The following is a 20,068-nucleotide window of genomic DNA, read 5'->3' as shown; positions in this document are numbered from 1 at the left end:
GCCGTCCGCTGCGAACGGCTCAGCGCCGGCGCATCAGGTAGCGCCAGACAAAACCAGGAAAGGCCAGCGTGAGGAACAAGGCCCCGGTGGTGGCGTAGAAAGCCCAGCCTTGGGGATAGATCTGACCCTCGTGCTGCTCCAGCGCCAGGCCGACACCGCCCACCAACAGGTACAACAACACCAGTTCGAACAGGCGCTGCCACCAGGCCTTGCGACCCGCGTGGGGCCACACCGCCAGCCAGCGCTCGTTGACAAATGGCAGGTTGGCACCCACCACCGCCAACAACACGATCAACCAGACAGACGTCGAAGCGTTCACGTCGAGCCAGCGGCCGTCAACGCAGCAACACGGCGATGGCCTGACCGCACAGGGCCATCAGGCCACCGGGCACGATGCCCAGCACCAGCACCAGGGCGCCGTTGACGGAAAGCACCGCGCGCACGTCCGCGCCGGCTTCGATGGCAGCGGTCTGTGCCGGTGCGTCGAAATACATGACCTTGACCACGCGCAGGTAGTAGAAGGCGCCGATCAGCGACATCATCACGGCGAACACGGCCAGGCCGATGTAGCCGGCGTGCGAGGACGCGATCAGCGCCTGCAGCACCGAGAGCTTGGCGTAGAAACCCACCAGCGGCGGCACGCCGGCCAGCGAGAACATGCAGATGGCCATGACACCGGCATACAGCGGGCTGCGGGCGTTGAGCCCGGCCAGGTCGGTGATCTCTTCGGATTCAAAGCCCTTGCGCGCCAGCAGCAGGATGACACCGAAGGTGCCCAGCGTGGTCAGCACGTAGGTGATGATGTAGAACATGGACGCGCTGTAGGCGTTGGCCATGTTGCCGCCCTGGCCATCGACCACACCGGCCAGCAGGCCCAGCAGCATGAAACCCATCTGGGCAATGGTGGAGAAGGCCAGCATGCGCTTGAGGTTGGTCTGCGCGATGGCGGCCAGGTTGCCCACCAGCAGCGACACCACCGACAGCACGGCCAGCATCTGTTGCCAGTCCACCGCCAGCGGCAGCAGGCCTTCGACCAGCAGGCGGATCACGATGGCGAAGGCGGCCAGCTTGGGCGCGCCACCGATCATCAGGGTGATGGAGGTGGGCGCACCGTGGTAGACGTCGGGCACCCACATGTGGAAGGGCACCACACCGAGCTTGAAGGCCAGGCCGGCGACGATGAAGACCAGGCCGAACACCAGCACCTGGTGGCGTTCGGTGCCGGCCGCCACGGCCTTGACGACCTCGGCGATGTCCAGCGACCCGGTGGCGCCGTAGAGCATGGACAGGCCATAGAGCAGGAAGCCGCTGGCCAGCGCACCCAGCACGAAGTACTTCATGGCGGCCTCGGTGGCCGTGCCATCGTCGCGCTTGAGGGCCACCAGCGCGTAGCTGGAGAGGGTCAGCAGCTCCAGGCCCAGGTAGATGACCAGGAAGTTGTGGCCCGAGATCATGACGAACATGCCCAGCAGCGCGAACAGCGACAACGAGAACCATTCGCCACCACGCAGCATGTCGCGCTGCGCACCGTAGCTGCGGCCGTAGACCAGGGTGACCATCACGGCCAGCGCGGCGAAGCACTTGAGCCAGTGGCCCATGGGGTCGCTCACGATCATGCCGCCGAAGCCCATGATGGATTCGCCGCCCAGGGCGTACACCGCGTGCAGCCAGGCGACCGCACCCAGCGTCAGCAGGGTCAGCACATAGGTGGCGCCGCGCTGGGGTGTCTTGACGGAAAGGTCCAGCAGCGTGATCACACACGCCATGGCCAGCAGCAGCAGTTCGGGGTAGGCCGTCACCCAGCTCAGGTTGTCAATCATCGCTTTTTGTCTTTCGATCGGGTGTCGTCATTTCAGTTTGGAGATGGCCACATGACGCAGCAACTCCGCCACCGATCCATCCATCACGTCGGTGAAGGGCTTGGGATGCACGCCCATGTAGAGCACGGCCACCGCCAGCAGCGCCATCACCAGGAATTCGCGGGCGTTGATGTCGAGCAGCGCTTTGACGTGGTCGTTGCCCGGCGCGCCCAGGTAGACCCGCTTGAACATCCACAGCGAATAGGCCGCGCCAAAGATCAGGGCCGAGGCCGCTGCCAGGCCGATCCAGAAGTTGGCCTTGACCGCCGCCAGGATCACCATCCACTCACCGACAAAACCGGCCGTGCCCGGCAGGCCGCAGTTGGCCATGACAAACAGCAGCGCGAAGGCGGCGAACTTGGGCATGGTGTTGACCACGCCGCCGTAGTCGGCGATCTGGCGCGAATGCACGCGGTCGTACAACACGCCGATGCCCAGGAACATCGCCGCCGACACGAAACCGTGGGCGATCATCTGCACGATGGCGCCGGCCATGCCGAGGTCGTTGAAGATGAAGAAGCCCAGCGTCACGAAGCCCATGTGGGCCACCGACGAGTAGGCCACCAGCTTCTTCATGTCCTGCTGGACCATGGCCACCAAGCCCACGTAGACCACGGCGATGAGCGACAGCGCGATCATCAGCCAGGCCCACTCGTGCGACGCATCGGGCGCGATGGGCATGGAAAAACGCAGAAAGCCGTAGGCGCCCAGCTTGAGCATGATGGCGGCCAGCACGGCGGAACCGCCGGTGGGCGCCTCGACGTGCACGTCGGGCAGCCAGGTGTGGACCGGCCACATCGGCACCTTGACCGCAAAGGCCGCGAAGAAGGCGAAGAACAGCAGCGTCTGCGCGGTGGCGCCCAACGGCAGCTTGTGCCAGGTCAGCAGGTCGAAGCTGCCACCCGCCTGGTTGTACAGGTAGATCAGCGCCACCAGCATGAGCAGCGAGCCCAGCAGCGTGTAGAGGAAGAACTTGAAGGCGGCGTAGATCTTGTTCGGTCCGCCCCAGATGCCGATGATCAGGTACATCGGAATCAGCGTGGCTTCGAAGAAAACGTAAAACAGCATCGCGTCCAGCGAGGCGAAGACGCCGATCATCAGGCCCGACAGGATCAGGAAGGCGCCCATGTACTGGTGGACGCGTTCGGTGATCGCTTCCCAGCTGGCCAGCACCACGATGACGGTGATGAAGGCGGTGAGCGGCACCAGCCACAGCGAGATGCCGTCCACGCCGAGATGGTAGTGGATGTGGAAGCGTTCGATCCACGGCGACTTCTCGACGAACTGCATCGCCGACGTGCCCAGCTCGAAGCCTCCGTAGATCGGCAGCGTCACGGCCAGGCCGGCCAGCGCGCCCACCAGCGCGATCCAGCGGACCATGCCCGCCTGTTCATCACGTCCCAGTGCCAGCAGCACACCCCCGAAAACGATGGGGGTCCAAATCGCAAGGCTCAGCAAACCCATGTTCTTGTTCTCCTTACTTGGCGAGCCACACGAAATACGTCATCAGCACGAACACGCCGAGGATCATGGCCATGGCGTAGTGGTAGATGTAGCCACTCTGCACCTTGCGCACGACGGCCGACACCGCGCCCACGATCTTCCAGCTGGCGTTGACCACGCCGGTTTCGATCAGGCCCTGGTCGCCGCCCTTCCACAGGCCGGTGCCCAGGCCGCGGGCGGCCTTGGCGAGGATGTTCTCGTTGATCCAGTCGAGGTAATACTTGTTCTCGAGCAGGTTGTAGACGGGCATCACGCTGCGCTTGATGGCCGCCGGCAGCGCCGGGTTGACCATGTACATGTAGTAGGACAGCGCCACACCGGCCAGGGCCAGGTACAGCGGCGCGGTGCTGAAGGCATGCAGCGCCATGGACAGCGGGCCGTGGAACTCCTCGGCGAATTCGGCCAGGGCCGGGTGGGCCTGCGCGTTCACCGTGATGGCATCGGCGAAGAACTTGCCGATCACCATGGGTTCGATGGTGAAGAAGCCGATCAGCACCGAGGGGATGGCCAGCAGCACCAGGGGCACCCACACCACCCAGGGGGACTCGTGCGGCTTGGCGTCGCCATGGTGGCCGTGGTCGTCATGGTGGTGCTCGTCGTGCCCGTGGTGGGCGTCGGGGTTCTGGTCGTAGCGCTCGGCGCCATGGAAGACCAGGAAGTACATGCGGAAGGAATAGAAGGCGGTCACGAAGACGCCGGCCATGACCGCGAAGTAGGCGAAGCCCGACCCCGGCAGGTGGCTGAAGTGCACCGCCTCGATGATGCTGTCCTTGGAGTAGAAGCCCGAGAACAGGGGCGTGCCGATCAGGGCCAGGGAGCCCAGCAGCGAGGTGATCCAGGTGATGGGCATGTACTTGCGCACGCCGCCCATCCAGCGGATGTCCTGGTTGTGGTGCATGCCCATGATGACCGAGCCGGCGCCGAGGAACAGCAGAGCCTTGAAGAAGGCGTGGGTCATGAGGTGGAACACCGCCACCGAGTAGGCCGAGGCGCCCAGGGCCACCGTCATGTAGCCCAGCTGCGACAGCGTGGAGTAGGCCACGACGCGCTTGATGTCGTTCTGGATGATGCCCAGGAAACCCATGAACAGCGCGGTGATGGCGCCGATGACCATGATGAAGCTCAGCGCGGTGTCGGACAGCTCGAACAGCGGCGACATGCGCGAGACCATGAAGATGCCGGCCGTCACCATGGTGGCGGCGTGGATCAGCGCGGAGATCGGGGTCGGGCCCTCCATCGAGTCGGGCAGCCACACGTGCAGCGGGAACTGGGCCGACTTGCCCATGGCGCCGATGAACAGGCAGATGCAGATCACGGTGATGAGCAGCCACTCGGTGCCCGGGAAGCCCAGCTTGCCCAGCTCGGGCGCCTTGGCGAAGACCTCGGCGTAGTTCAGGGTGCCGGTGTAGGCCACGATCAGGCCGATGCCCAGGATGAAGCCGAAGTCGCCCACGCGGTTGACCAGGAAGGCCTTCATGTTGGCGAAGATGGCAGTGGGCTTGTTGAACCAGAAACCGATCAGCAGGTAGGACACCAGACCCACCGCTTCCCATCCGAAGAACAGCTGCAGCAGGTTGTTGCTCATGACCAGCATGAGCATGGAGAAGGTGAACAGGGAGATGTAGGCGAAGAAGCGGTTGTAGCCTTCGTCTTCTTCCATGTAGCCGATGGTGTAGAGGTGGACCATCAGCGAGACGAAGGTGACCACCACCATCATCATCGCGGTCAGGCCATCGACCAGGAAGCCAATCTCCATCTTGAGCCCGCCGATCACCATCCATTCGTAGATGGTGGCGTTGAAGCGCGCGCCCTGCATGACGTCCTTGAGCGTCAGGAAGGACAGGACCATGGCGACGAAGACGCCCAGGATGGTGGCGGTGTGCGATGCCTTGCGGCCGATGACGTTGCCGCCAAAGGTGGTGCCCAGGATGCCGGCCACCAGGGAGCCGACCAGGGGCGCCAGCGGAACGGCCAGCAAGGTGCTTGCGGAGAGGCTTGTTGTCATTGTGGTGTCGTTCTTTCTAAGCCCGGCTCAACCCTTGAGGGCGTTGAGCTCATCGACGCGAATCGAGGACTTGTTGCGGAACAGCAGGACCAGGATGGCCAGGCCGATGGCCGACTCGGCCGCCGCCACGGTGAGGATGAAGAAGACGAAAACCTGCCCATGCATGTCGCCCAGGTAATGGGAGAACGCGACGAAGTTCATGTTGACGGCCAGCAGCATCAGCTCGATGGCCATGAGCAGCACGATCAGGTTCTTGCGGTTCAGGAAGATGCCGATCACCGACAGGGTGAACAGGATGGCGCCCAGTGTCAGAAAGTGGGTCAGCGTCAGGGTCATGCCTGTTTCTCCTCAACAGCCGGGGCGGGGACCGGCGCCTCGCGGGTGGCCGCCACCTGCACCACGGCCAGGCGGTCGCGCGCCTTGACGCGCACCTGCTCGGAGGCGTCAACGAATTTGCTGTCCTTGCGTTGGCGCAGGGTCAGGGCGATGGCGGCGATGATGGCCACCAGCAGGATCACGGCGGCGATTTCCAGCGGGTACAGGTAGCTGGTGTAGAGCAGCTTGCCCAGTTCCTTGGTGTTCTCGATCTGTCCGGCGGCGGCGGCCGGACTCAGCGTGACGGAGCCAAAACCGCCCGACAGGATGGCGCCCATTTCAATGGCGATCACGCCACCGATCAGCAGGGCCAGCGGGAAGTTCTGCCAGAAACCCCAGCGGTCGCCTTCGATGCGTATGTCCAGCATCATCACGACGAAGAGGAACAGCACCATGACGGCGCCGAGGTAGACCAGCACCAGGGTGATGGCCAGGAATTCGGCCTTGAGCAGCATCCACACCGCCGCCGCCTGGGAGAAGGCCAGCATGAGGTAGAGCACCGCGTGCACGGGGTTGCGCGCCGTGACGACCCGGAAGGCCGCGAACAGCAGCACCGCCGAGAAGAAGTAGAAGAAACCGGTTGTGACGTCCATGGGATTTCAGCGTTGTGCGTTGAGCATTGAGCGAAGGACGGTCAGCGGTAGGGAGCGTCGGCGGCCTTGGCGGCGGCGATCTCTTTTTCGTAACGGTCGCCCACGGCCAGCAGCATGTCCTTGGTGAAGTAAAGGTCGCCCCGCTTCTCACCGTGGTACTCGAAGATGTGGGTTTCGACGATGGCGTCCACCGGACAGGCCTCTTCGCAGAAGCCGCAGAAGATGCACTTGGTCAGGTCGATGTCGTAGCGGGTGGTGCGGCGGGTGCCGTCATCGCGCACGTCGGATTCGATGGTGATGGCCATGGCCGGGCACACAGCTTCGCACAGCTTGCAGGCGATGCAGCGTTCTTCGCCGTTGTCATAGCGGCGCTGGGCGTGCAGGCCGCGGAAACGCGGCGACAGCGGCGTCTTTTCCTCGGGAAACTGCACCGTCACCTTGCGACGGAACATGTACTTGCCAGTCAGGGCCATGCCCTTGAACAACTCGGCCAGCATGAAGGAGGACATGAAGTCCTTGATGGAAGCAGCGGTCATGTCAGTGCTTTCTCACTTCCAGATGTTCCACGGGGTCATCATCCAGCCGCCCACCACCAGCAACCAGACCAGCGTGACGGGAATGAAGATCTTCCAGCCCAGACGCATGATCTGGTCGTAGCGGAAGCGCGGGAAGGTGGCACGTATCCAGATGAACATGGACACCACCAGGAAGGTCTTGATACCGAGCCAGATCCAGCCCGGGACCCAGTTGAAGAGGATGCTGTCGATCGGAGGCAGCCAGCCGCCCAGGAACATCAGCGCGGCCAGGATGGAGACCAGCCACATGCTGGCGTATTCGGCCAGGAAGAAGATGGCGAAGCCCATGCCCGAGTACTCGACCATGTGGCCGGCCACGATCTCGGCCTCGCCTTCGACCACGTCGAAGGGGTGGCGGTTGGTCTCGGCCACGCCGGAGATCAGGTAGACCATGAAGATGGGCAGCAGCGGCAGCCAGTTCCAGGAGAGGAAGGTCAGGCCGGCACTGGCGGCCATGCCACGGCCCTGGGCGGCCACGATCTCGCCCAGGTGCAGGCTGCCCGACACCATGATGACCACCACCAGGCAGAAGCCCATGGCGATTTCGTAGCTCACCATTTGCGCCGAGGCACGCAGCGCGCCCAGGAAGGCGTACTTGGAGTTGGACGCCCAGCCGGCGATGATCACGCCATAGACCTCGATGGAGGTGATGGCCATGATCAGCAGCAGGCCGGCGTTGATGTTGGCCAGGATGGCGTCGGGCCCGAACGGGATGGCGACCCAGGCCGCCAGCGCGGGCATGATGGCCATGATGGGACCGAGACGGAACAGCCCCTTGGCCGCGGCGGTCGGCTGGATCAGTTCCTTGGTCAGCAGCTTGAGCGCATCGGCGATGGGCTGCAGCAGGCCCATGGGGCCGACGCGGTTGGGACCGTGGCGAACCTGAATCCAGCCCAGCAGCTTGCGCTCCCACAGCGTGAGGTAAGCGACGGCGCCCATCAGGGGCGCCAGCACGGCGACGATCTTGATCAGGGCCCACAACACGGGCCAGACGATGGCCGTCCACCAGTGGGCCGAGAGCAGCCCGAGGCCGGCGTTGTACATCGCGTCGATCATGCCAGGGCCTCCTGCGCGGCACGCGCGTCAGCGGTCAGTTGCAGCGACGGCGCGCGGCGCACCGTGCCGTCGAGCTGGTAGATGGCGGCCTGGGCCGGCTGGCCCGAGACGGGCGAGAGGTCGGCGGCCACCGAGGTGGTGTTGCTCAGGGCGGACGCAGGCAGCTGCAGCGGCGCCTTCTGGCCCGTCAGTCCACGTTGCGCCAGCACCTCGGCCAGCACGTCCTGGGCGGTTTCCTGGTTGAAGCCCGGCAGGCCCAGCAGGTTGCCCAGCACGCGCAGCACCTTCCAGGCCGGGCGGGTGTCACCCAGCGGACGGGCCACAGCGTAGAAGCTCTGCAGCAGACCTTCGGCGTTGACGAAGCTGCCCGGGGTTTCGGTCCAGGGTGCGATGGGCAGCAGCACGTCGGCCACGTCCAGGTTGGCCTTGAAGGGGTTCAGGCTCACCACCATCTGGGCGTGTTCCAGCCCGGCGATGGCCCCCTGCCCGGCCGCGCTGTCGAACACGGGTTCGTTGTTCAGCAGCAGGGCGGCCTTGAGGCCACCGGCCAGCATCTGACCCGCGTTCTGGCCACCGTTGCCCGGCAGGACGCCCAGCCACTGCGCGCCGACGGTGTTGGCGGCTTCGGTGAGGTAGCCGACCGACGCACCGGTCTGTTCACCCACCCACTGCGCCACGGCCAGCAGGCTGGCGGCGAAGGCGTGGTGCGCGGCGGCGTTGCCCAGCAACACGGCCTTGCGCTCGCCACCCAGCAGTGAACGGGCGATGGCGTCGGACTCGACGCTGGTGGCCATGTTCCAGGGCGAGGCGATGCCTTTTTCACGGGCGATGGACGCTGCCACCTGGGCCAGCGCCTGGACCCAGACGCCGCTCTCGGCGACCAGGGTGTTGGCCACCGGCAGGGCCCAGTCGTGCACGCGGCTGTTGACCGCGTTCACCTGGGCGCCCTTGCGGGCCGCCTGGCGGATGCGCTGGGCGAACAGCGGGTGGTCCTTGCGCAGGTTCGAGCCCACCACCAGCACACGCTGCAGGGTGGACAGGGACGCGATGGGCGCGCCCAGCCAGCGCACGCCGGTGCTGTTGCCGAAGTCGGCATGGCGCAGGCGGTGGTCGACGTTGGCGCTGCCCAGGCCACGCACCAGGGCGCTGGCCAGGGCCAGTTCTTCCACGGTGCTGTGCGGGCTGGCCAGCAGGCCGATGGCCTGGGCGCCGAAATCGTTCTTGATCTGCTTGAGGCCGTTGGCCACGTACTCCAGCGCGGTCTGCCAGTCGACCGTCTTCCACTCGCCACCCTGCTTGAGCATGGGTGCGGTCAGGCGCTGGTCGCCGTTGAGGGCTTCGTAGCTGAAGCGATCGCGGTCGGCGATCCAGCATTCGTTGACGGCCTCGTTCTCCAGCGGCACCACACGCATGACCTGGTGGTTCTTGACCTGGACGATCAGGTTGGCGCCGGTGGAATCGTGCGGGCTCACCGACTTGCGGCGCGACAGCTCCCATGTGCGGGCACTGTAGCGGAAGGGCTTGCTGGTCAGCGCGCCCACCGGGCAGATGTCGATCATGTTGCCCGACAGTTCGGAGTCCACCGACTGGCCGACAAAGGTCTCGATCTCGGAATGTTCACCCCGGTGCGACATGCCCAGCTCCATCACGCCGGCCACTTCCTGGCCGAAGCGCACGCAGCGGGTGCAGTGGATGCAGCGGCTCATCTCCTCCATGGAGATCAGCGGACCGACGTCCTTGTGGAAAACGACGCGTTTTTCTTCCTCGTAGCGCGACTTGCCCGCGCCGTAGCCCACGGCCAAATCCTGCAACTGGCACTCGCCGCCCTGGTCGCAGATGGGGCAGTCCAGCGGGTGGTTGATGAGGAGGAATTCCATCACCGACTGCTGGGCCTTGATCGCCTTGTCGCTCTTGGTGCGCACGATCATGCCCTGGGTGACGGGCGTGGCGCAAGCCGGCATGGGCTTGGGCGCCTTTTCCACGTCGACCAGGCACATGCGGCAGTTGGCCGCGATGGAAAGCTTCTTGTGGTAGCAGAAATGGGGGATGTAGCTGCCCGCCTTTTCGGCCGCATGCATGATCATGCTGCCGGGGGCCACGTCCACCTTCTTGCCGTCGAGTTCGATTTCAACCATGTTGTGTTCTCACGCGGGTGACACGCGCTCAGGCGGCCGTCTTGACCAGGGGCGTCTTGTGTTCGATGAAGTGCTCGAACTCGGGACGGAAGTGCTTGATCATGGCGCGCACCGGCATGGCGGCGGCATCGCCCAGGGCGCAGATGGTGCGCCCCATGATGCTTTCGGCCACGTTGTCCAGCACGCCCATGTCGGCCGCCTTGCCCTGACCGTTGTGGATGCGGTCGACCAGGCGGAACAGCCAGCCCGTGCCTTCGCGGCAGGGGGTGCACTGACCGCAGCTCTCGTGCATGTAGAAGTAGGACAGGCGCTTGAGCGACTCGACCATGCAACGCGAATCGTCCATCACGATGACGGCGCCCGAGCCCAGCATGGAACCGGCCTTGGCGATGGAGTCGTAGTCCATCGTGCATTCCATCATGATGTGCGCGGGCAGCACCGGTGCCGACGAGCCGCCGGGGATGACGGCCTTGAGCTGGCGGCCCTTGCGCACGCCACCGGCCAGTTCCAGCAGCTTGCTGAAGGGGGTGCCCAGCGGGATCTCGTAGTTGCCCGGACGCTCGACGTCACCGCTGACCGAGAAGATCTTGGTGCCACCGTTGTTGGGCTTGCCACATTCGAGGTAGGCCTGGCCGCCGTTGCGGATGATCCAGGGCACGGCCGCGAAGGTCTCGGTGTTGTTGATGGTGGTCGGCTTGCCGTACAGGCCAAAGCTGGCCGGGAACGGCGGCTTGAAGCGCGGCTGGCCCTTCTTGCCTTCCAGCGACTCGAGCAGCGCGGTTTCCTCGCCGCAGATGTAGGCACCAAAACCGTGGTGGCTGTGCAGCTGGAAGCTGTAGTCGCTGCCCATGATCTTGTCGCCCAGGTAGCCGGCCGCGCGGGCCTCTTCGAGGGCTGCCTCGAAGCGCTCGTGGACCTGGAAGATCTCGCCGTGGATGTAGTTGTAGCCCACGTTGATGCCCATCGCGTAGGCGGCGATCGCCATGCCTTCGATGACGATGTGGGGGTTGTACATCAGGATGTCCCGGTCCTTGCAGGTGCCGGGCTCGCCCTCGTCCGAGTTGCAGACCAGGTACTTCTGGCCCGGGAACTGGCGCGGCATGAAGCTCCACTTCAGGCCGGTGGGGAAACCGGCGCCACCGCGGCCGCGCAGGGCCGACTCCTTGACCACCGCGATGACCTGGTCCTGCGTCATGCCGGACACGCCGGTCTCGGCGTGGGGGGCCGAGCCATCCTTGCCCAGGATCTTGCGCAGGGCCTGGTAGCCGCCTCGCGCTTCGTAGTCCTTGAGACTCCAGTTGGCGCCGTTCAGGCCCGCGTAGATCTGCGGGTTGATGTGGCGGTCGTGGAAGCAGGTCTGGACACCGGTGGCCTGGAACTGTTCGAGCACCTGGTTCGCGTTCATGCGCGTCCCTCCGAAGCCTTCAGTCCGGCGACCAGCTGGTCGAGTTTTTCGTTGCTCATGAAGCTGCACATGTGGCGGTCGTTGACCAGCATCACCGGCGCATCGGCGCAGGCGCCCAGGCACTCGCTCTGCTGCAGGGTGAACAGGCCGTCGGCCGTGGTTTCGCCCATGTGCACGCCCAGCTTGCCCTCCAGGTAATGCAGCGCCTTCTGGCCGTCGCGCAGCTGGCACGGCAGGTTGGTGCAAACGTTGAGCTTGAACTTGCCCACCGGCCGCTGGTTGTACATGTTGTAGAACGTCGTGACCTCGTGCACGGCCATGGCCGGCATGCCCAGGTACTCGGCGATCTCGCGCTCGGCGTCGGTGCTGACGAAGCCCTGCTCCTGCTGCACGATGGACAGGCAGGCCATCACGGCCGACTGCGCCTGCTCGGGTGGGTATTTGGCGACTTCGCGGTCAAAGCGCGCACGGGTGGCGTCGGTGATCATCGATCGATCTCCCCAAAAACAATGTCCAGCGTGCCGATGATGGCGACCGCGTCAGCCAGCATGTGGCCGCGGGCCAGCTCATCGAGCGCGGCCAGGTGCACGAAGCCGGGTGGACGGATCTTCAGGCGGTAGGGCTTGTTGGCGCCGTCGCTCACGAGGTAGATGCCGAACTCGCCCTTCGGGTGCTCGACCGCGGCGTAGGCCTCGCCTTCGGGCACGTGGAAACCTTCGGTGAAGAGCTTGAAGTGGTGGATCAACTCTTCCATGCTGGACTTCATCGCCTCGCGCGACGGCGGCGCCACCTTGTGGTTGTCGGTGATGACCGGACCCGGATTCGCCCGCAACCACGCAACACACTGCTGGATGATGCGGTTGGACTGGGCCATCTCTTCCATGCGGACGAGGTAGCGGTCGTAGCTGTCGCCGGTCTTGCCCACCGGAATGTCGAATTCCATGCGGTCGTAGACGTCGTAGGGCTGCTTCTTGCGCAGGTCCCAGGCGATGCCGGAGCCGCGCAGCATGGGGCCGGTCAGACCCAGGTTGATGGCACGCTCGGGCGCCATCACACCGACGTTGACGGTGCGCTGTTTCCAGATGCGGTTGTCGGTCAGCAGCGTGTGGTACTCGGCCAGGTAGGTCGGGAAACGCTGGGTGAAGTCGTCGATGAAGTCCAGCAGCGAGCCCTGCCGGTTCTCGTTCATCTGCGCCAGCGCCTTGGCGTTCTTGATCTTGCTGACGCGGTATTGCGGCATGCTGTCCGGCAGGTCACGGTAGACGCCGCCTGGACGGAAGTAGGCCGCGTGCATGCGCGCGCCCGACACCGCCTCGTACATGTCGAACAGGTCTTCACGCTCGCGGAAGGCGTAGATCAGGATGGTGGAGCTGCCGCAGTCGTTGCCGTGCGAGCCCAGCCACATCAGGTGGTTGAGCAGGCGGGTGATCTCGCTGAACATCACGCGGATGTACTGCGCGCGGATGGGCACTTCCAGGCCCAGCAGCTTTTCGATGGCCAGGCAGTAGGCGTGCTCGTTGCACATCATCGACACGTAGTCCAGCCGGTCCATGTAGGGCAGCGACTGGATGAAGGTCTTGCTCTCGGCCAGTTTTTCGGTGGCGCGGTGCAGCAGGCCGATGTGCGGATCAGCGCGCTGCACGACCTCGCCGTCGAGCTCCAGCACCAGGCGCAACACGCCGTGGGCGGCCGGGTGCTGCGGACCGAAGTTCAGGGTGTAGTTCTTGATTTCTGCCATGTGTCATCCCACTTTGCACGGTGTGCTCAGTGCAGACCTCCGTAGTTGTCTTCACGGATGATGCGCGGCGTGATGTCGCGCGGCTCGATGGACACCGGCTCGTAGACCACGCGCTGGCGCTCGGCGTCGTAGCGCATTTCCACATGACCCGAAACCGGGAAGTCCTTGCGGAAGGGATGGCCGACAAAACCGTAGTCGGTCAGGATGCGTCGCAGGTCGCTGTGACCTTCAAAGACGATGCCGTAGAGGTCGAAGGCCTCGCGCTCGAACCAGTTGGCCGAGGCCCACAGGTCGTTGACCGAGTCCACCACCGGCAGTTCGTCGTCGGCGCAGAACACCTTGACGCGCAGGCGCTGGTTCAACTCAACCGACAGCAGGTGCGAGACCACGCAGAAACGGGCCCCCTCCCACACGCTGTCGCGGTAGGTGGAGTAGTCCAGGCCACACAGGTCGATCAGCTGGTCGAAGCGGCAACCCGGCGCATCGCGCAGGGTGGCCATGGCGGCCAGGTAGTCGGCCGGCGCCACATGCAACGTCACCTCGCCCAGCGCCACGTCGATGCGGCGGACCTTGTCGCCCAACGCGGCCACAACCGCATCCTGGATGGCCTCGGGCCGGATGGCAAATTCACTCATGGGAGTCCCTCAGGCGCGCGCGATGGTTTGGGTGCGGCGGATCTTCTGCTGCAGCTGGATGATGCCGTACAGCAGGGCTTCGGCCGTGGGCGGGCAGCCCGGCACATAGACGTCGACCGGCACGATGCGGTCGCAGCCACGCACCACCGAATAGCTGTAGTGGTAGTAGCCACCGCCGTTGGCACAGGAGCCCATGGACAGGACCCAGCGCGGCTCGCTCATCTGGTCGTAGACCTTGCGCAGCGCGGGCGCCATCTTGTTGCACAGCGTGCCGGCGACGATCATCAGATCGGACTGGCGCGGGCTGGCACGGAAGACCTCGGAGCCGAAGCGGCCGATGTCGTAACGGGCTGCCGCCGCGTGCATCATCTCGACCGCGCAGCAGGCCAGACCAAAGGTCATGGGCCACAACGAACCGGTCTTGGCCCAGTTCACCACCGAGTCGTAGCTGGTGGTGACAAAGCCCTCTTTCAGGACGCCTTCAATCATGTGCTGTGTTCCTTAGGGTGCGACCCGTCATTCCCAGTCCAGGGCGCCTTTTTTCCACTCGTAGGCAAAACCCACGACCAGAATGCCCAGGAAGACCACCACCGACCAGAAACCGACCACCCCGACGTCCTTGAGCGCCACAGCCCAGGGAAACAGGAACGCGATCTCGAGGTCGAACAGGATGAACAGGATGGCGACGAGGTAGTAGCGCACGTCAAACTTCATGCGCGCGTCTTCGAAGGCCTCGAAGCCACATTCGTAGGGAGAGTTCTTGGCCGCGTCGGGCTTGTTGGGACCCAGGATGTAGCCCAACAATTGCGGTAACACACCGACCGCGATACCCACAATGATGAACAGAAGAACGGGCAGGTATTGGTCGAGGTTCATCTTGCGTGTACCAGTGACACCACTGCGGTGCCATGTGTGCCAATGATTGGTGCCGACGGCGAGACTCGAACTCGCACAGCTTTCGCCACTACCCCCTCAAGATAGCGTGTCTACCAATTTCACCACGTCGGCATTTGTCAGTCATCGTCAGATCGCCAAGCCCACGAGGGAAGTTTGCGGGCTTGCTGACAAGCATTGGAGTTTACCCTGAAACCACACGGGTTTTTGGACACGGCCACTGAAAATCAGCTGGCCGCGCACCCGCCCGGCAGGGAAGGCGGGGGATGCGGATGCACACACCCCCACCCAGGATGACAAGGCGCTTACTGCGCAGGAATCTGCGGCTTGGCAGGCGCGGTTTCCGGGGCAGGCGTTGCGGGCGCGCCACCGGCGGCAGCCGGCGCGGCCTCGACGGGCACCGGCGCGGTCTCCAGCACGCTGCCCGAAGGCGCTGCCGGACGCAGGTTGCCGAAGTAGGCCAGGCCCAACGTGCAGGCCAGGAACAGGGTCGCGAGCACAGCCGTGGCACGCGACAGGAAATTGGCGCTGCCGGAGGCTCCGAACAGGCTGGCCGAGCCACCGCCACCGCCGCCAAAGGCGGCACCCGCATCGGCACCCTTGCCATGCTGCATCAGGATCAACCCGATCATGCCCACCGCCGCCAGGATTTGCACAGCCAGCAGGATTGTCATCAACACACTCATGTTTGCTCCAAAAAGTCGAAAAGCGTCACGCCAGCGGCTCAGCTGCGGGCGGCGCGAATGATCTGCAGAAAGTCGGGCGCCTTGAGCGACGCGCCGCCGATGAGGCCGCCGTCGATGTCGGGCATGGCCAGCAGGCTGGCCGCGTTGGCGGCGTTCATGCTGCCGCCATAGAGGATGTGCACGCGCTTGTCGGCATTGACCGTGGCCGCCGCCACCTGCGCACGCAGCACATGGTGCACCGCCTGCGCCTGCTCTGGCGTGGCCGTGCGGCCGGTGCCAATGGCCCAGACAGGCTCGTAGGCCACCACGATCTCGCTGCTGCAATGGCCCACGGTGTGGATCACGGCGGCCAGCTGGCGCTTGACCACGGCTTCGGTCTGGCCGGCATCGCGCTCGGCCAGCGTTTCGCCCACGCAGACGATGGGCGTGATGCCCGCCGCCAGCGCGCGCTGCGCCTTGGCCGCAACGGCCTCGTCGGTCTCGCCGTGGTACTGGCGGCGCTCGGAGTGACCCACAATGGCGTAGCGGCAGCCGAATTCACGCAGCATGGCCGCAGCGACCTCGCCGGTGTAGGCACCCGATTCGTGGGCCGACACGTCCTGCGCGCCCCAGGCGACAGGACCCTGGCCCAGGCGCTGCTGCAGCTGCGACAGGTAGGGCGCGCTGGCGCACACCGCCACCAGCACCGACTGGTCTTCGGCCCCCAGCCCCGCCAGGACACCTTGCAGCAAGGTCTCGTTGGCCGCCAGGCTGCCGTTCATCTTCCAGTTGCCGACGATGAGCTTCTTCATCTCTTGATTCCCGAAACGTGTGATGTCTGGCGGACCCTCAGGCCCAGCTCAGCACCAGCTTGCCGATGTGCTGGTTGGACTCCATCAGCGCATGGGCCCGGGCCGCCTCTGCGGCCGGGTACACGCTGTGGATCACGGGCTTGATGGCACCGCTTTCGATCAACGGCCACACGCGGGCCTTGAGCGCTTGAGCAATGGCCGCCTTGAAGGCGATCGGACGCGGGCGCAGCGTCGAGCCGGTGATGGCGAGGCGGCGGCGCAACACGGCACCGGCATTGAACTCGGCCTTGGTCCCGCCCTGCACCGCGATGATGACCAGGCGGCCCTCATCGGCCAGGCAGTCGATCTCGCGCGCCACGTAGGCGCCAGCCACCATGTCGAGGATGACGTTGACACCGGCACCACCGGTGAAGTCGGCCACCTCGCGCACGAAGTCCTGCGTCTTGTAGTTGATGGCGTGGTCGGCGCCGAGCGCGCGGCAGGCCTGCGCCTTGTCCTCACTGCCCACGGTCACGATCACGCGCGCGCCCAGCGCCTTGGCCATCTGGATGGCGGTCACGCCGATGCCGCTGGAGCCGCCCTGGATCAGCAGGGTTTCGCCGGCCGCCAGGTGGGCACGGTCGAACACGTTGCTCCAGACGGTGAAAAAGGTCTCGGGCAGCGACGCGGCCTCGACGTCGGACAGGCCCGCCGGCACCGGCAGGCACTGGCCCACGGGCGCCACGCAGTACCGCGCGTAGCCGCCACCGGCCACCAGCGCACAGACGCGGTCGCCCAGCTTCAGGCCGGCGGCGGCCAGGGCCGCCGCGTCGCCGGACTCGACCACACCAGCCACTTCCAGGCCGGGCAGATCGGACGCACCCGGCGGGACAGGGTAGTTGCCGGTGCGTTGCAGCACGTCCGGGCGGTTCACGCCCGACGCGCCGACACGGATCAACAACTCGCCCGCCCCAGCCTCGGGCCGGGGGCGCTCGCAGAGTTGCAAGACCTCGGGCCCGCCAAAGGCGGCGATCTCCACAGCTTGCATGGTGGCCATGGCGCAGCTCCGCCTTATTGCTGCTGTTGCTGCTGCTGTTGTGCAGCGGCGTCGGCCGCGCCACGGTCGGCACGCTCCGTGCGCTCCGGGCGATCGGCCAGGGCCTTCATGGACAGCTTGATGCGGCCCTTCTCGTCGGTCTCCAGCACCTTGACCTTGACGATCTGGCCTTCCTGCAGGTAGTCGGTGACTTTTTCCACGCGCTCGTGGGCGATCTGGCTGATGTGCAGCAGGCCGTCCTTGCCGGGCAGGATGTTGACCAGGGCGCCGAAGTCCAGGATCTTGGTGATCGGACCTTCGTAGACCTTGCCGATTTCGGCTTCGGCGGTGATGGCTTCGATGCGCTTCTTGGCCACATCGGCCTTGGTCGAGTCGGTGGCGGCGATGGTGATGGTGCCGTCTTCCTCGATGTTGATCTGGCAGCCGGTTTCCTCGGTCAGCGCGCGGATGACGGCGCCGCCCTTGCCGATCACGTCGCGGATCTTCTCGGGGTTGATCTTCATGGTGAACAGCTTGGGCGCGAAGTTGCTCACTTCGGTCTTGGCTTCGCCCATGGCGTCCTGCATCTTGCCCAGGATGTGCATGCGGGCTTCCTTGGCCTGGGCCAACGCGACCTGCATGATTTCCTTGGTGATGCCCTGGATCTTGATGTCCATCTGCAGCGCGGTCACACCGTTGGTGGTCCCGGCGACCTTGAAGTCCATGTCGCCCAGATGATCTTCGTCACCCAGGATGTCGGTCAACACGGCAAAGCGGTTGCCATCCTTGATCAGGCCCATGGCGATGCCGGCCACGTGCGCCTTCATGGGCACGCCGGCATCCATCAGCGCCAGGCAGCCGCCACAGACCGAGGCCATGGACGACGAGCCGTTGGATTCGGTGATTTCCGACACCACACGCATGGTGTAGGGGAACTCTTCCTTGCTCGGCAGCGCGGCCACCAGGGCGCGCTTGGCCAGGCGGCCGTGGCCGATTTCGCGGCGCTTCGGCGAACCCACGCGACCCGTTTCGCCAGTGGCAAAGGGAGGCATGTTGTAGTGCAGCATGAAACGGTCTTCGTACTCGCCGGCCAGGGCGTCGATGCGCTGGGCGTCGCGGTCGGTGCCCAGCGTGGCCACGACCAGCGCCTGGGTTTCACCGCGGGTGAACAGGGCCGAACCGTGGGTGCGCGGCAGCACGCCGTTGCGGATTTCGATGGCGCGCACGGTGCGGGTGTCGCGGCCGTCGATGCGGGGCTCGCCGGCCAGGATCTGGCCACGCACGATCTTGGCTTCGATCTCGAACAGCAGGCCTTCGATGGCCACGCTGTCGAAGGCCACGCCTTCGGCCTTCAGGGCGGCCATCACGTCGGCATAGGCGCTGCGGCAAGCCTGGGTGCGGGCCTGCTTGTTGCGGATCTGGTAAGCGGCTTCGAGCTTGGCCTTGGCCAGGCCGTCGATCTTGGCGATCAGGGCCTCGTCCTTGGCCGGTGCCTGCCAGTTCCACTCGGGCTTGCCGGCGTCACGCACCAGCTCGTTGATGGCGGCGATGGCGATGTTGCCCTGCTCGTGGCCGAACACCACGGCGCCGAGCATGATCTCTTCGCTCAGCTGCTGGGCTTCGGACTCGACCATCAGCACGGCGGCCTGGGTGCCGGCCACGATCAGGTCCATGGACGAGTTCTTGCGCTCGGTCTGGCCCGGGTTCAGCACGTACTGGCCGTTGACGTAGCCCACGCGGGCGGCGCCGATGGGGCCGTTGAAGGGGATGCCCGAGACCGACAGGGCGGCCGATGTGGCGATCATGGCGGCGATGTCGGCGTCCACTTCGGGGTTCAGCGACAGCGTGTGGATGACCACCTGCACTTCGTTGAAGAAGCCCTCGGGGAACAGCGGGCGGATCGGACGGTCGATCAGGCGGCTGGTCAGGGTCTCGAGTTCGCTCGGGCGGCCTTCGCGCTTGAAGAAGCTGCCGGGGATCTTGCCGGCGGCGTAGGTCTTCTCGATGTAATCGACGGTCAGCGGAAAGAAGTCCTGGCCGGCCTTGGCGTCGGACTTGGCCACCACGGTGGCCAGCACCACGGTGCCTTCCATGTCGAGCAGCACGGCGCCGCTGGACTGGCGGGCAATCTCGCCGGTTTCCATGCGGACCGAATGCTGGCCCCACTGGAAGGTCTTGGTGACTTTGTTGAACATGGTCATGTGGTTCTCCTGGAGATGAGGTGCTTGTGGCAGCACCCGGTGCCCGGAACCCACAGTTGCAGAACACGATGCCATTCCAGCGGGGCTGCGGGCCTGGGGCAGACCCGTTGGAATGACACAGCTTCGCTCTGCTGTGGTGGTGTTTCCGATGAACTAACGCGGAAAAGAAGCGAAAAACGCCTGAGCCAGCGAACCAACCCAGGCGTTTTTGGCCACTTGGCTAGAGCAATTACTTGCGCAGGCCCAGTTTGGCGATCAGGGCCACGTAACGGTCGGCGTCACGCGACTTCAGGTAGTCCAGCAGCTTGCGGCGGCGGCTGACCATGCGCAGCAGACCGCGACGACCGTGGTGGTCCTTGGCATGGGTCTTGAAGTGGGGGGTCAGTTCGTTGATGCGAGCGGTCAGGATGGCGACCTGGACTTCGGGGCTGCCGGTGTCGGCAGCGCCACGGGCGTTGGCCGCAATGACTTCGGCCTTGATGGATTGAGCGATCATTTCGATTTCCTAGAGTGACATGCGACCTGTCGCAGCGGGTCCGCAGCCCCGGGACAGATCCCGGTCGGCGGCGCCACAGCAGGCGTGAAGATGCCGCCCAAACGGG

Annotated in this window: 20 protein-coding genes and 1 tRNA gene; all 21 read right to left on the bottom strand. The window is 65.1% G+C overall.

Annotation, left to right across the window (positions count from 1 at the left end):
- Positions 1-19: 19 nt before the first annotated feature.
- The 21 genes from AAHB17_RS03670 to rpsO all read right to left on the bottom strand — a co-directional run bounded on the left by AAHB17_RS03670 (position 20) and on the right by rpsO (position 19,962).
- On the bottom strand, positions 20-319 hold the full coding sequence (locus AAHB17_RS03670) for a DUF2818 family protein (RefSeq protein ID WP_342129137.1): 300 nt from the start codon (positions 317-319) through the stop codon (positions 20-22).
- Positions 320-335: 16 nt separating this feature from the next.
- A complete protein-coding gene (gene nuoN, locus AAHB17_RS03665; protein WP_342129136.1) occupies positions 336-1,820 on the bottom strand; it encodes an NADH-quinone oxidoreductase subunit NuoN in 1,485 nt (494 codons plus the stop codon).
- A gap of 27 nt (positions 1,821-1,847) precedes the next feature.
- Complete coding sequence (locus AAHB17_RS03660; RefSeq protein ID WP_342129135.1) at positions 1,848-3,323, bottom strand: NADH-quinone oxidoreductase subunit M; 1,476 nt, start codon at positions 3,321-3,323, stop codon at positions 1,848-1,850.
- A gap of 13 nt (positions 3,324-3,336) precedes the next feature.
- On the bottom strand, positions 3,337-5,367 hold the full coding sequence (gene nuoL, locus AAHB17_RS03655; RefSeq protein ID WP_342129134.1) for an NADH-quinone oxidoreductase subunit L: 2,031 nt from the start codon (positions 5,365-5,367) through the stop codon (positions 3,337-3,339).
- A 27-nt stretch (positions 5,368-5,394) separates the two neighbouring features.
- On the bottom strand, positions 5,395-5,703 hold the full coding sequence (nuoK, locus tag AAHB17_RS03650; RefSeq protein WP_342129133.1) for an NADH-quinone oxidoreductase subunit NuoK: 309 nt from the start codon (positions 5,701-5,703) through the stop codon (positions 5,395-5,397).
- Entirely contained in the window at positions 5,700-6,335 is a 636-nt protein-coding gene (locus AAHB17_RS03645; protein ID WP_342129132.1) for an NADH-quinone oxidoreductase subunit J, read from the bottom strand. The genes nuoK and AAHB17_RS03645 overlap by 4 nt, the downstream gene beginning before the upstream one ends.
- 41 nt (positions 6,336-6,376) lie before the next feature.
- The gene (gene nuoI / locus AAHB17_RS03640) at positions 6,377-6,871 is read right to left on the bottom strand and encodes an NADH-quinone oxidoreductase subunit NuoI (protein ID WP_342129131.1); all 495 of its coding nucleotides are present in this window, start codon (positions 6,869-6,871) and stop codon (positions 6,377-6,379) included.
- A 12-nt stretch (positions 6,872-6,883) separates the two neighbouring features.
- Entirely contained in the window at positions 6,884-7,966 is a 1,083-nt protein-coding gene (gene nuoH, locus AAHB17_RS03635; protein ID WP_342129130.1) for an NADH-quinone oxidoreductase subunit NuoH, read from the bottom strand.
- Complete coding sequence (gene nuoG, locus AAHB17_RS03630; protein WP_342129129.1) at positions 7,963-10,101, bottom strand: NADH-quinone oxidoreductase subunit NuoG; 2,139 nt, start codon at positions 10,099-10,101, stop codon at positions 7,963-7,965. The genes nuoH and nuoG overlap by 4 nt, the downstream gene beginning before the upstream one ends.
- A gap of 28 nt (positions 10,102-10,129) precedes the next feature.
- The gene (gene nuoF, locus AAHB17_RS03625; RefSeq protein WP_342129128.1) at positions 10,130-11,506 is read right to left on the bottom strand and encodes an NADH-quinone oxidoreductase subunit NuoF; all 1,377 of its coding nucleotides are present in this window, start codon (positions 11,504-11,506) and stop codon (positions 10,130-10,132) included.
- Complete coding sequence (gene nuoE, locus AAHB17_RS03620) at positions 11,503-11,994, bottom strand: NADH-quinone oxidoreductase subunit NuoE (RefSeq protein ID WP_342129127.1); 492 nt, start codon at positions 11,992-11,994, stop codon at positions 11,503-11,505. The genes nuoF and nuoE overlap by 4 nt, the downstream gene beginning before the upstream one ends.
- Positions 11,991-13,244 carry an NADH-quinone oxidoreductase subunit D gene (locus tag AAHB17_RS03615; protein WP_342129126.1) on the bottom strand — a complete coding sequence of 418 codons (1,254 nt, stop codon included), beginning with the start codon at positions 13,242-13,244 and terminating at the stop codon, positions 11,991-11,993. Before AAHB17_RS03615 ends, nuoE begins: the two co-directional genes overlap by 4 nt.
- Before the next feature lie 26 nt (positions 13,245-13,270).
- Positions 13,271-13,879 carry an NADH-quinone oxidoreductase subunit C gene (locus AAHB17_RS03610; protein ID WP_342129125.1) on the bottom strand — a complete coding sequence of 203 codons (609 nt, stop codon included), beginning with the start codon at positions 13,877-13,879 and terminating at the stop codon, positions 13,271-13,273.
- Between the two features lie 9 nt (positions 13,880-13,888).
- Positions 13,889-14,368 (bottom strand): NuoB/complex I 20 kDa subunit family protein, encoded by a 480-nt coding sequence (locus AAHB17_RS03605; RefSeq protein WP_342129124.1) that lies wholly within the window; start codon positions 14,366-14,368, stop codon positions 13,889-13,891.
- A 27-nt stretch (positions 14,369-14,395) separates the two neighbouring features.
- The gene (locus AAHB17_RS03600; protein WP_342129123.1) at positions 14,396-14,755 is read right to left on the bottom strand and encodes an NADH-quinone oxidoreductase subunit A; all 360 of its coding nucleotides are present in this window, start codon (positions 14,753-14,755) and stop codon (positions 14,396-14,398) included.
- A gap of 47 nt (positions 14,756-14,802) precedes the next feature.
- A tRNA-Leu gene (locus tag AAHB17_RS03595) sits at positions 14,803-14,887 on the bottom strand.
- Between the two features lie 191 nt (positions 14,888-15,078).
- Positions 15,079-15,459: a preprotein translocase subunit SecG gene (secG, locus tag AAHB17_RS03590; protein ID WP_342129122.1), complete on the bottom strand. Its 381-nt coding sequence runs from the start codon at positions 15,457-15,459 to the stop codon at positions 15,079-15,081.
- A gap of 38 nt (positions 15,460-15,497) precedes the next feature.
- Entirely contained in the window at positions 15,498-16,250 is a 753-nt protein-coding gene (gene tpiA / locus AAHB17_RS03585; RefSeq protein ID WP_342129121.1) for a triose-phosphate isomerase, read from the bottom strand.
- 37 nt (positions 16,251-16,287) lie between these two features.
- A complete protein-coding gene (locus AAHB17_RS03580) occupies positions 16,288-17,277 on the bottom strand; it encodes an NAD(P)H-quinone oxidoreductase (RefSeq protein WP_342129259.1) in 990 nt (329 codons plus the stop codon).
- Positions 17,278-17,300: 23 nt separating this feature from the next.
- Positions 17,301-19,466: a polyribonucleotide nucleotidyltransferase gene (gene pnp, locus AAHB17_RS03575; protein ID WP_342129120.1), complete on the bottom strand. Its 2,166-nt coding sequence runs from the start codon at positions 19,464-19,466 to the stop codon at positions 17,301-17,303.
- A gap of 229 nt (positions 19,467-19,695) precedes the next feature.
- Positions 19,696-19,962, bottom strand: coding sequence for a 30S ribosomal protein S15 (rpsO, locus tag AAHB17_RS03570; protein WP_342129119.1), 267 nt, complete (start codon positions 19,960-19,962; stop codon positions 19,696-19,698).
- Between the last annotated feature and the right edge of the window lie 106 nt (positions 19,963-20,068).

This window comes from Hydrogenophaga sp. OTU3427 (assembly GCF_038440225.1).
Lineage (GTDB): Bacteria > Pseudomonadota > Gammaproteobacteria > Burkholderiales > Burkholderiaceae_C > Hydrogenophaga.
Note: the sequence above shows the minus strand (reverse complement) of the source record. Positions and strands in the feature narration are given on the sequence as shown.

Excerpts from the sequence above, each read along its gene's own strand:
- nuoN (WP_342129136.1), bottom strand. The coding sequence starts at position 1,820 with ATGATTGACAACCTGAGCTGGGTGACGGCCTACCCCGAACTGCTGCTG.
- AAHB17_RS03660 (WP_342129135.1), bottom strand. The coding sequence starts at position 3,323 with ATGGGTTTGCTGAGCCTTGCGATTTGGACCCCCATCGTTTTCGGGGGT.
- nuoL (WP_342129134.1), bottom strand. The coding sequence starts at position 5,367 with ATGACAACAAGCCTCTCCGCAAGCACCTTGCTGGCCGTTCCGCTGGCG.
- nuoK (WP_342129133.1), bottom strand. The coding sequence starts at position 5,703 with ATGACCCTGACGCTGACCCACTTTCTGACACTGGGCGCCATCCTGTTC.
- AAHB17_RS03645 (WP_342129132.1), bottom strand. The coding sequence starts at position 6,335 with ATGGACGTCACAACCGGTTTCTTCTACTTCTTCTCGGCGGTGCTGCTG.
- nuoI (WP_342129131.1), bottom strand. The coding sequence starts at position 6,871 with ATGACCGCTGCTTCCATCAAGGACTTCATGTCCTCCTTCATGCTGGCC.
- nuoH (WP_342129130.1), bottom strand. The coding sequence starts at position 7,966 with ATGATCGACGCGATGTACAACGCCGGCCTCGGGCTGCTCTCGGCCCAC.
- nuoG (WP_342129129.1), bottom strand. The coding sequence starts at position 10,101 with ATGGTTGAAATCGAACTCGACGGCAAGAAGGTGGACGTGGCCCCCGGC.
- nuoF (WP_342129128.1), bottom strand. The coding sequence starts at position 11,506 with ATGAACGCGAACCAGGTGCTCGAACAGTTCCAGGCCACCGGTGTCCAG.
- nuoE (WP_342129127.1), bottom strand. The coding sequence starts at position 11,994 with ATGATCACCGACGCCACCCGTGCGCGCTTTGACCGCGAAGTCGCCAAA.
- AAHB17_RS03615 (WP_342129126.1), bottom strand. The coding sequence starts at position 13,244 with ATGGCAGAAATCAAGAACTACACCCTGAACTTCGGTCCGCAGCACCCG.
- AAHB17_RS03610 (WP_342129125.1), bottom strand. The coding sequence starts at position 13,879 with ATGAGTGAATTTGCCATCCGGCCCGAGGCCATCCAGGATGCGGTTGTG.
- AAHB17_RS03605 (WP_342129124.1), bottom strand. The coding sequence starts at position 14,368 with ATGATTGAAGGCGTCCTGAAAGAGGGCTTTGTCACCACCAGCTACGAC.
- AAHB17_RS03600 (WP_342129123.1), bottom strand. The coding sequence starts at position 14,755 with ATGAACCTCGACCAATACCTGCCCGTTCTTCTGTTCATCATTGTGGGT.
- secG (WP_342129122.1), bottom strand. The coding sequence starts at position 15,459 with ATGAGTGTGTTGATGACAATCCTGCTGGCTGTGCAAATCCTGGCGGCG.
- tpiA (WP_342129121.1), bottom strand. The coding sequence starts at position 16,250 with ATGAAGAAGCTCATCGTCGGCAACTGGAAGATGAACGGCAGCCTGGCG.
- AAHB17_RS03580 (WP_342129259.1), bottom strand. The coding sequence starts at position 17,277 with ATGCAAGCTGTGGAGATCGCCGCCTTTGGCGGGCCCGAGGTCTTGCAA.
- pnp (WP_342129120.1), bottom strand. The coding sequence starts at position 19,466 with ATGACCATGTTCAACAAAGTCACCAAGACCTTCCAGTGGGGCCAGCAT.
- rpsO (WP_342129119.1), bottom strand. The coding sequence starts at position 19,962 with ATGATCGCTCAATCCATCAAGGCCGAAGTCATTGCGGCCAACGCCCGT.